At 41.8% G+C, this 14,977-nt stretch carries 16 protein-coding genes; 11 read left to right on the top strand and 5 right to left on the bottom strand.

Annotated elements, in window-relative coordinates:
* Position 1 precedes the first annotated feature (1 nt).
* The 5 genes from nuoN to F957_RS07395 all read left to right on the top strand — a co-directional run bounded on the left by nuoN (position 2) and on the right by F957_RS07395 (position 5,841).
* Entirely contained in the window at positions 2 to 1,546 is a 1,545-nt protein-coding gene (gene nuoN / locus F957_RS07375) for an NADH-quinone oxidoreductase subunit NuoN (protein ID WP_016541643.1), read from the top strand.
* A gap of 107 nt (positions 1,547 to 1,653) precedes the next feature.
* A complete protein-coding gene (gene upp / locus F957_RS07380; protein WP_004655430.1) occupies positions 1,654 to 2,289 on the top strand; it encodes a uracil phosphoribosyltransferase in 636 nt (211 codons plus the stop codon).
* Positions 2,290 to 2,409: 120 nt separating this feature from the next.
* On the top strand, positions 2,410 to 2,703 hold the full coding sequence (locus F957_RS07385) for a cold shock domain-containing protein (RefSeq protein WP_016541644.1): 294 nt from the start codon (positions 2,410 to 2,412) through the stop codon (positions 2,701 to 2,703).
* A gap of 113 nt (positions 2,704 to 2,816) precedes the next feature.
* Positions 2,817 to 3,494 carry a cold shock domain-containing protein gene (locus F957_RS07390; protein ID WP_016660439.1) on the top strand — a complete coding sequence of 226 codons (678 nt, stop codon included), beginning with the start codon at positions 2,817 to 2,819 and terminating at the stop codon, positions 3,492 to 3,494.
* 211 nt (positions 3,495 to 3,705) lie between these two features.
* The gene (locus F957_RS07395; RefSeq protein WP_016660438.1) at positions 3,706 to 5,841 is read left to right on the top strand and encodes a TonB-dependent receptor; all 2,136 of its coding nucleotides are present in this window, start codon (positions 3,706 to 3,708) and stop codon (positions 5,839 to 5,841) included.
* A gap of 56 nt (positions 5,842 to 5,897) precedes the next feature.
* Here F957_RS07395 and gigC read toward each other — a convergent pair whose 3' ends face one another.
* Entirely contained in the window at positions 5,898 to 6,782 is an 885-nt protein-coding gene (gigC, locus tag F957_RS07400; protein ID WP_016541647.1) for a LysR family transcriptional regulator GigC, read from the bottom strand.
* Between the two features lie 84 nt (positions 6,783 to 6,866).
* Between gigC and F957_RS07405 the strand changes: the two genes are divergently transcribed.
* Together F957_RS07405 and F957_RS07410 are read left to right on the top strand one after the other, a co-directional pair.
* Positions 6,867 to 7,628: a ferredoxin--NADP reductase gene (locus tag F957_RS07405; protein WP_016541648.1), complete on the top strand. Its 762-nt coding sequence runs from the start codon at positions 6,867 to 6,869 to the stop codon at positions 7,626 to 7,628.
* A 55-nt stretch (positions 7,629 to 7,683) separates the two neighbouring features.
* Positions 7,684 to 8,010, top strand: a complete 327-nt coding sequence (locus F957_RS07410; RefSeq protein ID WP_016541649.1) for a hypothetical protein — start codon at positions 7,684 to 7,686, stop codon at positions 8,008 to 8,010.
* A gap of 33 nt (positions 8,011 to 8,043) precedes the next feature.
* On the opposite strand, the gene F957_RS07415 is transcribed toward F957_RS07410, so the two are convergent.
* Positions 8,044 to 8,466 carry a hypothetical protein gene (locus tag F957_RS07415; protein ID WP_004655415.1) on the bottom strand — a complete coding sequence of 141 codons (423 nt, stop codon included), beginning with the start codon at positions 8,464 to 8,466 and terminating at the stop codon, positions 8,044 to 8,046.
* Between the two features lie 204 nt (positions 8,467 to 8,670).
* On the opposite strand from F957_RS07415, the gene F957_RS07420 reads away from it, so the two are divergent.
* The 3 genes from F957_RS07420 (at position 8,671) to F957_RS07430 (ending at position 11,087) form a co-directional block, all read left to right on the top strand.
* Positions 8,671 to 8,871 carry a hypothetical protein gene (locus tag F957_RS07420; RefSeq protein ID WP_016541650.1) on the top strand — a complete coding sequence of 67 codons (201 nt, stop codon included), beginning with the start codon at positions 8,671 to 8,673 and terminating at the stop codon, positions 8,869 to 8,871.
* Between the two features lie 228 nt (positions 8,872 to 9,099).
* On the top strand, positions 9,100 to 10,695 hold the full coding sequence (locus F957_RS07425) for a mechanosensitive ion channel (RefSeq protein WP_016541651.1): 1,596 nt from the start codon (positions 9,100 to 9,102) through the stop codon (positions 10,693 to 10,695).
* A gap of 212 nt (positions 10,696 to 10,907) precedes the next feature.
* Positions 10,908 to 11,087 (top strand): hypothetical protein, encoded by a 180-nt coding sequence (locus F957_RS07430; protein WP_016541652.1) that lies wholly within the window; start codon positions 10,908 to 10,910, stop codon positions 11,085 to 11,087.
* 40 nt (positions 11,088 to 11,127) lie between these two features.
* Here F957_RS07430 and F957_RS07435 read toward each other — a convergent pair whose 3' ends face one another.
* The gene (locus F957_RS07435) at positions 11,128 to 12,324 is read right to left on the bottom strand and encodes a BaiN/RdsA family NAD(P)/FAD-dependent oxidoreductase (protein WP_016541653.1); all 1,197 of its coding nucleotides are present in this window, start codon (positions 12,322 to 12,324) and stop codon (positions 11,128 to 11,130) included.
* Positions 12,325 to 12,464: 140 nt separating this feature from the next.
* Here F957_RS07435 and F957_RS07440 point away from each other — a divergent pair, with 140 nt between their 5' ends.
* Positions 12,465 to 12,830 (top strand): DUF4870 family protein, encoded by a 366-nt coding sequence (locus tag F957_RS07440; RefSeq protein ID WP_016541654.1) that lies wholly within the window; start codon positions 12,465 to 12,467, stop codon positions 12,828 to 12,830.
* Positions 12,831 to 12,875: 45 nt separating this feature from the next.
* On the opposite strand, the gene F957_RS07445 is transcribed toward F957_RS07440, so the two are convergent.
* Both F957_RS07445 and F957_RS07450 read right to left on the bottom strand, forming a co-directional pair.
* Positions 12,876 to 13,742, bottom strand: coding sequence for a 1-aminocyclopropane-1-carboxylate deaminase/D-cysteine desulfhydrase (locus F957_RS07445; protein WP_016541655.1), 867 nt, complete (start codon positions 13,740 to 13,742; stop codon positions 12,876 to 12,878).
* Between the two features lie 66 nt (positions 13,743 to 13,808).
* Complete coding sequence (locus tag F957_RS07450) at positions 13,809 to 14,975, bottom strand: HlyD family secretion protein (RefSeq protein ID WP_016541656.1); 1,167 nt, start codon at positions 14,973 to 14,975, stop codon at positions 13,809 to 13,811.
* Between the last annotated feature and the right edge of the window lie 2 nt (positions 14,976 to 14,977).

Raw genomic sequence — 14,977 nt, 5'->3', positions numbered from 1 at the left:
CATGAACTTCACACTTTCTTTTTCTGAGCTTATGCCACTTGCTCCAGTGATGATTGTTGCTTTGACTGCAATCGTCGTGATGTTGTTGACAGCGATTAAACGTAATCACAACCTGATTGCGACAACTTCGGTTGTCGGTCTGAATTTAGCTGCGATTTTGATTATCTATACGATATTTAGTGGGAGTTTCATTCCATCAAATATCATGGGCATGTTTATGGTTGATCCATTTACCATGCTCTATCAATTTCTGATTCTAATTGCAGCCTTGGCTTGTTGTACTTTGTCTCATGCTTATATTGAGACCTATAAGGAAAACCGCGAAGAGCTTTATATCTTGTTACTGTGTTCAGTGACAGGGGCGATGTTATTAGTTGCGAGTACGAACTATGCATCATTCTTTATTAGCTTGGAATTAATGTCGATTCCTGTGTATGGCATGTTGGCTTATACCTATCAACGTAGTCAGTCTTTGGAAGCTGGGATTAAATATCTTGTGCTTTCGGCAACGGCTTCTGCAATGTTGCTTATGGGGATGGCCTACGTTTATGCTTATACAGGTAGCTTATCTTTTGCAGCCGAACCAAGCCGAATGTTTAATAGCTTTAGTCAGCCTGCTGTTGTGCTTGGACTTGGACTTATACTTTTTGCAGTTGGGTTTAAGCTATCATTAGCACCTTTCCATAAGTGGACACCTGATGTGTATGCTGGTGCACCTGCACCAATGGCTACATTCTTAGCAACAGTCTCTAAAGTTGCCATGATTGGCTTATTTGCTAGATATGTTTTATCTTCAGGATTTATTCTTGCCGATAGTCTAAAATTAATGGTTACCATTCTGGCTGTCGTTTCGATCGTCGTTGGTAACTTATTGGCTGTTCGTCAAGTCAATCTCAAGCGTATCCTTGCTTATTCATCGATTGCTCATTTCGGTTATCTATTGGTTGCTTTGGTTAGCGCACAAAATATTGAATTTATTCAAATTCGTGGTTTCATGACCTTTGAAACAGTCAATGTTTACATTATTACTTATGTGTTGACCACTGTTGGTGCTTTTGGTGTCGTGACATTAATGTCGAGTCCTTATAACAATAAGGATGAAGCTGGTAGTTTAGCTGAGTATCGTGGTTTGTTCTGGCGTCGTCCGATCTTGACTGCGACTTTAACCGTAATGATGTTATCGTTAGCTGGTATTCCATTAACCGCGGGCTTCATTGGTAAGTTCATGGTTGTGAAAACAGCCGTAATGGGTGCACATTGGTTCCTTGCAGCAATGGTAATTGTTGGTAGTGGTATCGGTTTATATTATTACCTGCGTGTGATGGTTGTTATGTACATGACTCCACCAGATGTGCCTCGTATTGATGCTGATGAGCATTGGGGTACACAAGTTGGTGGTATTATGGTACTCGGAGCTGCTTTATTAGTCTTTGTATTAGGTATTTATCCTGACCCAATGATTTATTTAGCTAAGTATGCAGTTTTTGCAGTTTCACCAGAGTTACAAGAGTTTATTCTTACTTTAGTGCAAAAAGGCATTTACTAAACGTGTATAACTGATAAAAAAAAGCCCTAAAGTTAGGGCTTTTTTTTATTGACGAGTAAAAAACGTTTTATAATAGAACAAGATTAACATTACCTAGGTACTCACTCGTGTCGATTCAAGAAATTCGTCATCCGCTTATTCGCCATAAACTTGGCTTGCTACGTCGTTCTGACATTAGTACCAAGAACTTTCGTGAATTAGCGCAAGAAGTCACGATGTTACTGACTTATGAAGCAACAAAGGATCTTCCTGTTGTTGATCATGAAATTGATGGGTGGGCAGGGAAAGTCTCAACTCAACGTATCGCAGGGAAGAAAATCACCATTGTACCGATTCTGCGTGCTGGTATCGGGATGCTTGAAGGCGTTCTTAGCCTGATTCCAAGTGCTAAAGTCAGCGTCTTGGGGCTGGAACGTGATGAAGCGACCTTAGAAGTACGCACTTACTACAAAAAGTTAGTGCCAGATGTTGCCAATCGTTTAGCCATGATTATTGACCCAATGCTGGCAACAGGGAACTCTTTAATTGCGGCCATTGATGTATTGAAAGCAAGTGGTTGTAAAGATATTCGTGTCATGATTTTGGTTGCTGCACCAGAAGGTATTGCCAAAGTTGAAGCTGCACATCCAGATGTCCGTATTTATACCGCATCGGTTGACCAAGGTCTGAATGCAGAAGGCTATATTGTTCCTGGTCTGGGTGATGCAGGTGACAAGATTTTTGGTAGCGTGCAAAAAGACTAATTTTACCAGACCGATAAAAAGAGACTTGATCCATCCGTAGAACCTTTCAGGGTGGATTGAAAGTCTCTTTTTTATTTCGATATACTGTAATGATTACATTGAGAACATAGGATAAATGTCATGGCACAAGAGTTCTATCAAGGAAAAATTAAGCAATATAATCCTGATAAAGGATTTGGTTTTATTGCGACATCTGAAGGCGATATCTTTTTTCATATTTCAGATTTTCCTGCGGCAGAAGGCGAGCCGAAAAGAAATGAAAAAGTGAAATTTGTGGCGCTTGAAAATGGTGGGAAGTTTAAAGCAACGCAAATTGAGCGTGTTGATGCAAATCCTGCTAAAACCAAGAAGACCAAAATTGCCAATCACAATAAGTCGATTACAACCGAGTTGTTGTCGAACTTTCGACGTTAATTGCTTAAGTTGATATTTTTCAATATTCGCACTTAGTTTAGGTACATGATAAAAGAGGCTTTTTAGCCTCTTTTTGATTAGAATAGGGGCAATATAATAAGCGTGTGTTGATGATGTTGGTTGAGGGTAAAATTAAAAAATATAATGCTGAACGGGGCTTTGGTTTTATTGAAGTCGAGGGGAAGCAAAGCGATATTTTCTTTCATATTCGTGATTTTCCTCGAGCTGGAGGGGAACCTAAGCTTGGAGAAAAACTAAAATTTTCCATGGTGCACGATACTGATAAAGGGAAATTTAAAGCTGTTCAAATTGAACGTTTGGATCTAATGCCTACGCCTATTCGCAAAAGCACTATTGTAGCGCCTCAATCAAGTACTTCTTCTAAGCAGGGAGCAATCGTTACGGTCATTGGTGTCGTAATGATTGTGATTTTGGCAGTTTTGGTTTTCCAGAAATATCAGTCTTATCTGCAATCAGAACAATTAAAAACAGTTCAATTGATAGAGCAACAAAAGCGAATTGTTGAAGAACAGCGAAAAAAGATTGGGGATTTACCTGTAGTAAAGTTGTCTGAAAAAACAGAAAGGGCGTTGCAACATGATCCAGCACGGCCTATACAAGCAGCACGCTCAACAACTGCTGTAGGTGCCCAATTTAGCTGTGATGGGCGTGAGCATTGTTCTCAAATGCATTCTTATGAGGAAGCTGTCTTCTTTTTAAGAAATTGTCCGAATACTAAGATGGATGGTGATCATGATGGCATTCCATGCGAGCGGCAATTTGGCCGATAAAGGCAAGATATACTATCCAATAACGAGGTGAGAGCTTATTTATTTGGATTCTCATGATAAGACTTTCAGATTGACTAAATGAATGGTAATTATTTTGTTAATGATTTTTATTATCATTTGTTAATTTATCTTATATACTGTGGTCAAATTTTTATCGGGGTTTGATCACGTGAAAAAGAATATCTTATTTTTATCTCTTATTGCTTTGCCAATGTTCGCGCTTGCTGATGACAGCACAGTTTTACCAACCATTACCGTAAAAGCTGATTCACAAGAAACGGATGCGACAGGCAAACTTAAAAAAGATGCCAGCTTAGGGATACTCGGTGAGAAAGCGGTATTGGATACACCCTTTAGTATCCAGTCTTATACCGAGCAGGCGATTAAAGATAAACAAGCTGACTCGATTGCGGGCATTCTTAAAAATGACCCAAGTATTCGTACCACCACCAACAGTGGCCATTTAAACGAAAACTTTATGATCCGTGGTTTTCCAGTAACATGGGAAGATGCCAATATCAATGGTTCTTATGGCATGTCACCAAGTGGTCGTACCCCGACTGATATTTTAAGCTCTGCCAGTGTACTCAAAGGGCCAAATGCGTTGATTGCAGGGATGGCCCCAGGCGGTAGTGTTGGTGGTGTGGTGATGGCAACCACCAAACGTGCCGATCGAGATTTGACCCAAGTTTCGGCCATGTATGAAGATGGCGGCTATTACAAATCAGGTTTTGATGTGGCACGCCGTTTTGGTGAAAACAAGGAGTTCGGAGCACGCGTCAGTGCGACTTATGGACAAGGTGAACACATTGTTGATGGTTTAGAAGATAAAAATACCGCAGCGGTATTGGCTCTCGACTACACCACGGATCAAGCCAAAATTAATTTTGATGCCTATACCACACGTGATAGTCGTGATGGTGGTTCACCGGCTATGATCTCTTTTTCAACGTTGAAACGTGTTTTAGCTGCGCCAGATGGCAAATTGAATTATTTTCCACATTTAGAAGGCATGCAAAGTGCCAATTACGTGGGACTATCTGGGGAATATAAGCTTTTACCGAATTTAAAAGCCTTTGCAGGTGCAGGTTTTAATGAACGTGAGTATCGTGGACATTTATTTGGGACACGTATGATTGTACGTGACCTGCCAGCCAACTCAATGGGAATGAATAATCCTGCTTTGATTGGGGCGAATGGTGATGCACTGGCACAATATTATCGTGTCGGTTCAAAGGAACATAACACGACTTTTAATGCGGGTTTAGAAGGTCAAATTTTCACGGGTGATATTTCTCATACGTTGGCATTCCGTGCGGATTATCTCAAACGTAAATACAGCCAACATAAAGGGCGGGGGGCAACAGAGGTTTATTTCCCAACCAATATTTACAATCCAAGCAATGAAGGGCATATGCCGAATACATGGCCTGAAATTATTCCTACAGCCGATGATGTATATGTCAGCTATAGTTTGAGTGATCAGATTTCCATGCTGGATGATAAGCTACAGTTCATTCTAGGCGTGCGCTATCAAGATATGAATCTAAAGGCTCTCGCGACGAATGCACCACCATTGAAAGATGATAAGTTATCTCCAAGTGTAGCCATTGTTGTGAAACCTTTTGGTGAAGAAACCTCATTCTATGCCAGCTATGTGGAAGGTTTGGTGAGAGGGGCAAGGGTAAGTGTAGAAACTGATGCGAACTATAATAAAACTTTTGCACCATTTGAAAGTAAGCAATATGAAGTGGGTGCTAAATATCAAGGCGAGCGTTGGTTACATACCTTAGCACTTTATCAAATTAAAAAGCCAAGTACGCTGACGGACTCAACCTACCGTGATCCAAATGATGCAAAAATTACCCAAATCACGACTGATGGTGCGAAGACTGAATCGAAAGGGGTTGAATACGGCTTTTCGGGTAAAGTCACTGAAGATCTGATTGTTTACGGTAACTTGGCATACATTGATACTGAATATACAAAAGCGATTTCAAGTGGTGTGAATCTTTCAGGTAAAACCATTGAGGGGACGCCTGAGTTCACAGCAGGTGTGGGTGTAGATTATCAAATCCCATTTGTTGAAGGATTAAGCGTGAATGCCTTTGCGACTTATGTTGATGAGCAATATTTAACGGCTGATAACACACTCAAGTTACCTGATTATACGCTGGTTGATTTAGGTGCGAAATATGCGACCAAACTCGGTGGGGTCAATACAACTTTCCGTGCCAATGTTGATAATGTTGCAGATAAAAAATATTGGGATGGCGTGTTTACCAGTGGCTTTACCACAGTAGGCGCAGGCCGTACCTATAAATTGGGTGTCAGCTTCGACTTCTAATCATACATGCAATAAAAAACGCTTCTGACTAGAAGCGTTTTTTATTTTCAAAACAATTAAACTTTATTTTCACAGAACTGCAAAAAGGCTTTTAAACCTGGTCCTTGATACTTTTGACGGTGCACTAACATATAGAGCGGGCGGGTTAATTGCCAGAATGGAGTATCCAAGATTACCAGCTGACCTTTCTCTTGAAGCGGTTCAATCGCGAGTCGTGACACGCAGGACATGCCTAAACCACCTGCGACAATTTTTAAGATCGCTTCATTATGCCCCAAAGTTAAACGGATATTGGCATCGGGCAGATCTTGCAAAATTGCATTATCAAACACTTCACGTGTACCTGAACCTTCCTCACGTAAAATCCATTCCACATCTAGAAAATCGGTTGGGCTGATTGGGCGATTCAGTTGTGCTAAGGGATGATCAGGCGCACAACATACAGCGAGCTCATCATCACGCCAATGGATACATTGCAGTTGAGGTAAATGACAAGAACCTTCAATCAAGGCAAGATCCAATTGGAACTGATTGACTGCTTCAATCATTTGACGGGTATTGCCCACTTGCAGTTGCAAATGTGCTTGTGGATGACGTTGTAAAAAGTCAGCCATCAAATCTGGCATTAAATAGTCACTAATCGTAAGAGTGGCACCTAAACGTAAGTCAATGCTTTGAAGTTCACCTTTAGCAGCTTGTTCAAAAGACTCACAGCGACCTAAAATTTCTAAGGCTTGTGGGAGTAAAAAACGTCCCAAATCATTGAGTTGTAATCGTTTACCTAAACGGTCAAACAGCGGTGCGCCCAGACCATCTTCTAAATCAGCTAAGGCCATACTTGCCGCACTTTGTGTGAGTCGGACAGCATCGCTCGCTTTGGTAACCGTTCCTTCCTGAGCGACCGCCACAAAAACAGCCAACTGGCGTAATGTCATGCGCATGTTAAATAGCCTTAATGTTTTGAGTATCCATCAATTATTCGATCATGCTAACATGAGCGCACTGTTTCGTGCCACGTTCTCATCATGTCAATTGAAAAATTTAGCGTAGAAAAGGTTTTATCTGTACACCGTTGGACTCATAATCTTTTTAGCTTCACCATGACCCGTCCAGCACATTTCAAATTTACCGCAGGGCAATTTGCCCGTATTGGTTTAATGGTTGAGGGAGAATTGGTGGTACGTGCCTATTCTGTGGTTTCTTCACCTTTTGATGAAACTTTAGAATTCTTTTCAATCGTTGTGCCTGATGGTGCTTTTACCTCGAATCTGCAACACCTCAAAGTTGGGGATGAGTTGTATCTGGAAAAAATTTCCTATGGCTATCTAACGCTGGCACGTTATCAGCAACCTTTACCACAAGATTTATGGTTATTGGGAACAGGGACAGGACTGGCACCGTTTTTGTCGATGTTACAAGACTTTGAAACGTGGAATAAATACCAGCAGATTAATTTGGTGTACAGCGTCCGTACGGAATCTGAGTTGGCTTATGTCGAGCGTATTCAAGAGATTGCCGACTTATTTGGCGAAGGGCATACCGGCTTTAAGTTTATTCCAATTATTACTCGTGATCCGAATGCCGCTCTGCATGATCGTTTGCCTGTTTTAATTGGCAATGGTGAATTAGAAAAAGCAGCAGGACTGTCTTTTAACCGAGACGGTAGTCATGTGATGTTATGTGGTAATCCACAAATGGTGGAAGATACCAAAGAAGCGCTGAAGCAACGTGGTCTCATTATGAATCGTCGTGGTGAAGGCAATATTGCAGTCGAGAATTATTGGTAAAGCAAATACATCATCACTTTTAGTTGTTTTAATAAGAATAAGGAAAAAGAATAGGATGGAGGAGCAAGTCGGAAAAAAGGCAATTGGCAAAGTTCCTTATATCGCTTTTTTTGTAGGAATGCTCATCATGAGCATTTTACTCATCTACAGTTATACGACGACCTCCGTTGGTGGGTGGGGCGATTTAGGTCGAAATATCATGGTCGGGCTGACCTTATTGGTTGTTGCGGCATATAGTTTATGGTTTTTTCTTTGTGCACTGTATCTTTGGGTGATTTATCATAAACAGCCCAATGTGGATGTGTCTCCGGCAAATTGGGCTATGGGTTTACATGCTTCCACCGTGATATTTATCTTGTTATTGTTTTTTTCGGGCAGTTAAACGCAATAAAATACGATGTTGTGCTTGATCGTCTTAATGTACAAACATATCCATAAATTCACGAATTTCTTGAATGGCGGTGTCGACATCGGTGGTTAACCACGTCGGTTCGAACAAGCCGATATAGTGTTCCAAGCGATCCTGTGGGACGACCAGACGTACTGGACAATCTTCTTCTAGTAGACGCCATGGCAGAATAGGCACCTCATTATCCAGAAACGGTTGTACATTGCGAATATCGACAATCATGGCATTGATACAGTCGGGCAAAGGCATCACCGAAAATTCTTCGGTACGACGACGGAAGTACTCTAAATCGCCCCATTTTAAGATATAGCTCGGCTTATTGAACTCAATAATTCCAATCAAATGTTCATCGCGTGTGTGATGTAAAAAACATTGATGGGTGACATCAGTGTCTAATTCGAGGGAGATGCTTTGTTGGCTATAGGACATAAAGCAGAACGGTTGAGAAATGAGGCGCGTATTATAGCTTATTTTAACCCATTCTAAAACCGCCTATATTTTAAACAAAAAGAAGACCAATGAAAAGTAGAGTTCTGCAACCCGTGCAACGATAGTCCGAAGCTTTTTCACACAATGCAACAGTCGGTGTTGCTAATATAAAACTTGAAAAGTAAAAGGATGAGGGCTGCTATCATGCATGATTTTAGTAAGCCACAGCCTCATGTGGCCAGCAAAGAAGAAATTACCAAAAAGAGAAGATTGCCCGTTTATATTTTGATTATGGTGGGAATCTTCCTGATTGCATTACTTGTTTATATGGTTGCTGATCATTCAGCCAATCCAACTGCTCAAGTGACAATGGCACATATGCAGTCGGCTATTCTGAATGTTTAAGCAAGCATATCTTTAGACCAAAACCTATTCATCATAAAGCTCATTGATGTGAATCAATGGGCTTTTTTGCAAAATTATGAGACCTTTTTGTTGTATTAGTGATGCCATTGATTGATTGGAAAATAGACAAAAACTAAGGTGGAAGCATCCATAAATCATGTTCTTTATTGCAGAACGTTCTTGGGTGGATGTGTATCAAGATTTAAAACACAATATAAGGATAACAACATGAATGAATTTTTTAATGACCCCTCCAATCGAGGAGGATTTGATGCAATGTATTATTGGGATCAGTTTCATCCTATTTTTGCTGCAGTTGTCATCCTATTGGTGGGATGGATTGTTGCTTTAGTGATTGCAGCAGGTGTGAAAAAATTACTGCAAAAACTTGATACCAATCATAAATTGTCTTCTGCCACAGGCCGTACCCCAAATATCGAAAATCTGGTCTCCAAACTGGTGTTCTGGTTTGTGATGATTCTTGCTGTCGTTGGCGCACTGAATGTTTTAAATATCAGTGGGGTCAGTGATCCATTCAGCAATATGGTGGGTCGTGTGTTGGCCTACATTCCGAACTTGCTGGCAGCAGTCGTGGTGGGCTTTATTGGTTGGATCGTAGCACGTTTGGTTCGTGCGGGGTTGACCAATGTGCTTGCCAGAACGGAACTGGATGAAAAGCTCAGTAATGAAGTCGGTGTCAGTTCACTCAGTACCAATATCGGTGAGATTTTTTATTGGTTGGTGTTATTACTGTTCTTACCAATTGTTTTATCTATTCTTGGTCTAACGGGCTTATTGATCCCTGTCCAGAATATGGTGAATGAAGCGATTGCTTATCTACCGAATCTGTTCATCACCGCTGTCATTATTTTCGTGGGATATATTCTGGCGAAAATTGTTCGTGGCATTGTCGAGGGACTCAGTAATAGTCTTGGTCTACAAGCACAAGCAGAAAAAGTTGGCTTATTTAAAAACTCCAATGTGGCCAAATTCTTAGGTTCATTCGTCTTTGCCATTATTATTATCACCACCTTAATTGTGGCCTTTGAAGCACTGGGTATCCAAGCGATTTCTCAACCTGCAACCGCCATGCTGAATCAAATCATGTATGCAATACCACAAATTATTGCAGCAGGTTTGATCTTGATTGTGGCCTATATCGTGTCGCGTTTTGTGGGACGTTTAGTGGCTGAATTGATTTCTGGGGCCGGGGTGGATGAAATCCCGATGAAGCTGGATTTACAACGCTTCTTGGGACAAACCCGTGTGTCTGATGTGGTTGGTTATCTCATTGTTTTCTTTACCATGTTATTTGCGGTTTCAGAAGCGGCAAACCGACTTGGCTTAGAGCAGGTCAGTGTACTGATTGCGATGTTTATCCAGTTCGGTGCCAGTATCTTGCTTGGTGCTGTGATTCTGGTGATCGGCTTCTGGTTGGCCAATGTGGTTGCCAATATTGTTCAACGTGGTGAATACAACAGCTCACGCTGGTTGGCGAATCTGGTCCGTATTCTCATTATGGGCTTAGTGATTGCAATGGGCTTAAAAGCCATGGGCATTGCGGATTCGATTGTGAATTTGGCTTTCGGTTTAACACTTGGCTCAGTTGCTGTGGCGTTTGCCTTGGCCTTTGGTTTAGGTGGACGACAACCTGCGGAACGTTTACTCAGCGATTTGCTGGATAAAGCCAAAGCTGAAGCAAAACAACCGAATCCTTTACATAAGGAAGAAGTTACGCCAACAAATCCTGTGAGTCCAACGGCACCAACATCCACCAATACAGTCAATCCGACGCCACCAACACCGCCGTATTCGGATGAATAGAAAAAATAATCTTTGATTTTTTTGATCAATTCGACCACTCTAAGCAGGGTGGTCGTTTTGTTTGTATCAGCGCTATTGAGTGTTATTTGGGATTGTAATCGGGTGTTTTAAGCGGGTTCAAAGGCTTTAATGAAAAAATTTGACCTCAAAAGCAATTCATTTATCGCTCAAGTATCAATAGTCTCTAAATAAAAAGTCGATAGGAGAATGAAATGAAGAGGCCAAATCGAGTATTCGCACCGATTATTATTGCAGGGATTACGGTTGGATTCTTGGCGAGTGCTTATAAGTTTGTGGTTGCTAAATCAAACTCTTCGAAAGAGAAAAGTATTGAAAGTACGCAGCACATCACAACTTCAGAAGCGGCAAATTCTTCCGAGCAACGTAACTGAAGCGGGCTATACCGAATTAAGCCCGCAGTATGAGATTGCATTAAACGAATTGAGCTGCGGCTTGCGCAGAAGACCATGCCCACTGAAAGTTATAGCCGCCTAAGTGTCCCGTTACATCGAGTACTTCACCGATAAAATAGAGGCCTTTCTGTTTTTTACTTTCCATGGTTTTGGAAGAGACTTCGCTGGTGTCTACCCCACCGAGCGTGACTTCGGCAGTACGATAGCCTTCCGTGCCTGATGGTTTTACCGTAAAGGCATGCAATTGCGCCGCAATATGTTCGAGCTGTACATCACTGAGGTTGCCAATTGGCGTTTCACTTTGTTCTGCCCAAATCAGTTGCTGTAATTCAAGTACGATACTTTTGGCGGTAAATTCACTGATTAAGGTGCGTAGTAGAACTTTAGGCTGTGACTTTTTCTTATCTTTAAAAAATTGTGCAAAGTCTTGGCTTGGGAAGAAATCAATTTTAAAGCTTTCCCCAACATGCCAGTAGTTCGAAAGTTGCAGTGAGCTTGGACCACTGAGACCACGATGGGTAAACAGCAAAGCTTCGGTAAATTGATGACGATCGTTGACCAAAGTGGCATCTAAGGCATTGCCACTCAAGCGGGTGGTGACTTCTTTAAACTGGTCTGAGAAGGTGAAGGGAACCAGACCTGCACGAGTTGGGAAGACATGGTGTCCGAACTGTTGTGCCAGTTCATAACCAAAACCTGAGCCACCAAGCGTGGGAATGGATAAACCGCCAGTTGCCACCACCAAAGACTCACAGTGATACGTCCCTTGACTGGTTTCAATGATAAAACTTGAATCCGCCTGAGCCTTCACTTGTTGTACTTCACAGTGGGTTTGAATCTGAACCCGTTTGGCTTTGTCACATTCTGCAAGTAAAAGTTCCAGAATTTCTTTTGAGCCTTTGAGGGTGAATAATTGCCCGTGTTTGCGTTCTTCATACTCAATGCCGTATTCACAGACCAAACCGATAAAGTCCCAGTTGGTATAACGGGTTAAGGCTGAGATGACGAAATGCGGGTTTTCAGACAGATAATTGGCCGGTTCGACCTCCAGATTGGTAAAGTTACATTTACCACCACCTGACATCAAAATCTTTTTGCCGACTTTATTGGCCTTTTCCAATACTACAACCGAGCGCCCACGTTTGCCTGCTTCTGCAGCCAACATCAAGCCCGATGCACCAGCACCTAAAACAACAACATCAACTTGATGAACCATGGGGAAATACTCAAGGGAGGAAAAGCGGGCAATTATAAAAGATTTAAAGCCTTTTGAGTATGTCGATTGTTTGATTAAAAAATATACTTTTAAAATCAAAGCATGTTATAAAATTGGTCTCAATAAAGGGGATAACAATAATGAATGATAAGACTTTTTTAGAAGACACACCGCCGAATCAGCAAGATTCACTCAGACAATATACCTTAATTATATATGGGCTTTATGCGGCCAGTATTTTTGTGGGATTGACCAGTATTGCTGCGATTATTATGAATTATATGAAACGCGATGAAGTTAAAGGAACATGGTTGGCCAGTCATTTTGAATGGCAAATCAAAACCTTTTGGATCACGCTCATTGCTGCAATTATTGGATTTATCTTGTCTTTTGTACTCATTGGTATTCCGATTCTATTTGCGGCATCAATCTGGTTTATTTATCGTATTGTCAAAGGTTTAGTGGTGTTTATGGACAATAAGCCGATTGGTGATGGCTGGTTTTAAGCACTTGATTCGGTCAAATAAAAAAGTCACTTGAGGGTGACTTTTTTATTTTAAGCGACCTTGTAAACCACCGGTATGGATTGCCAAAATACGGCTATTTTCAGGAAAATACGGCTGTTGGATTAAATCGAATAGCCCCATCATCATCTTTGCGGTATAGACTTGTTCCAAAGGAATTGCATATTGTTGCTCAAAATGTTGCATAAATTGCAGGAGTTCGGTTGTGGTTTTGGCATAACCTCCACAACAATAAGCATCGGTTAAAGACCAATTACTTTTCTTGGTCCACTGTTGAATATCCTGTTTTAGGAAGTCGCCTTTCAATGCAGAAAAGCCCAAAATCTGTTGTTGTTCTGAACTGCTTTCAATTAAGCCCGCAATAGTGCCACCTGTTCCAACTGCACAACAAATCACATCATAATTCTTTCGATCATCTTCGCTTAAAATTTCCTGTGTTCCTTGCAGTGCAAGTGCATTGCTGCCACCTTCTGGAACAATAAAGGCTTGAGGATATTGCAGTTGTAGTTGTTGTATATACTCAGCCTCATGACGCAGACGATACTCGGCTCGGCTGACAAAATGTAGTTGCATGCCAAAATCTTGTGCTGTCTGTAGGGTAGGGTTTAAGTCACGGGTCGCAAGTTCTTCACCTCGGATCAGGCCAATACTTTCAAAGCCAAAGCGCTGGGCGGCATAGGCAGTTGCGGCAATATGATTGGAGAATGCGCCACCAAATGTGAGGACTTGGGTCAAACCTTGTTGCTGTGCTGCAAGCAGGTTGTATTTTAGCTTATAAAATTTATTGCCTGAAATCTGTGGATGAATCAGGTCTAAACGCTTAATCGTCAGTTGAACCGAACTGGGCAACGCTAATGTTTGATAGGGGGGAGGAAAAGCAATGTGATCAAACATTTTCGAACAAGAGAAATGGATTTGATCACATTGTAAATGGATTTGATTGAGAATGTCAGTCTTGCATTAGGAGTCGGTGTCCACAGAGCTAATTACCGACATCCCAGGACGTAAGTTTTCGATACCTTTTTGATTCGGATCAATGGCGATACGGACTGAAATCCGTTGCACCACCTTGGTGAAGTTACCTGTGGCATTGTCAGGTTTGAGCACGCTGAATTCTGAACCTGCCGCAGGGGAAATCTGCTCAACATGTCCGGTAAATTTCTGATGATTCATCGCATCGACAGTGAAATAAGCTTTTTGCCCGATTTTCATATTGGCAATTTGGGTTTCCTTAAAGTTGGCAATCACCCAAGTCTGTGTTGGAATCAGATAAAGCAACTGAGTTCCTGCCGCAACATATTGACCGACGCGTGGATTAACCTCACCTAATTGTCCATCCAATGGGGCAACAATGGTGCTGTAGTCCTTGGTGGTATTGGCTTGGTCGAGTTGTGCCTGTGCACTATTCACTTGTGCTTTTAAACCTGTCTGCGCCACTTGTGCCGTTTTTAAGGCTTCTTGTGCCACCAAGATATTGGCTTCGGCCTGTTTCAGTAAGGCGTGATTATTTTGGGCATCTGCCGCGGCTTTGTCTTGTTCAGATTTAGATGCAGCACCGCTATCTCCCAATTGCTGGTAGCGTTTCAGCTGTGCCACAGATAAATCATATTGTGCTTTGACCTGATCCAGCTTGGCCTGTGCCGCGACAACATCAGCCTGACGTTGTGCAATGGCTTGGGTTTGATTGGCAAGACTGTTTTCTGCCTGTTCGACACCAGATGCTGCCTGTGTGACCTTTTGATCATAGGTGGTGGCATCAATATGCATCAACACTTGACCTTGTTTGACTTGGTCAAAGTCTTTGACCAGCACATCTTTGATATAGCCATTGATCTGTGAAGACAAGATAGTGGTTTTGCCTTTCACATAGCTATTGTCGGTTTGTTCAACCGCTGTATGAAATGGACCAATGCGCCACGCCCATAAGATAATGGTGATACCCACCAATAATACCAATAGCATCCACCACAGGGTCGAGCGTTTGGTCTTGATTAGCTTACTGGTCGGCGGAGGAGGCGGTGGTGGCATTTGTGCCACAGTTTCAGGCGCCTTTGCTACTGGCGTTGTTTCATTTTGCTCCGTGGTTCGAGCATTATTCTCTTCGGGTTTATCTTGTTCTGACATCATCT

It is taken from the genome of Acinetobacter gyllenbergii CIP 110306 = MTCC 11365 (assembly GCF_000413855.1).
Classification (GTDB): Bacteria; Pseudomonadota; Gammaproteobacteria; order Pseudomonadales; family Moraxellaceae; genus Acinetobacter; species Acinetobacter gyllenbergii.
The sequence above is the reverse complement of the archived record's forward strand: the minus strand, read 5'-3'. Positions and strand labels throughout refer to the sequence as shown.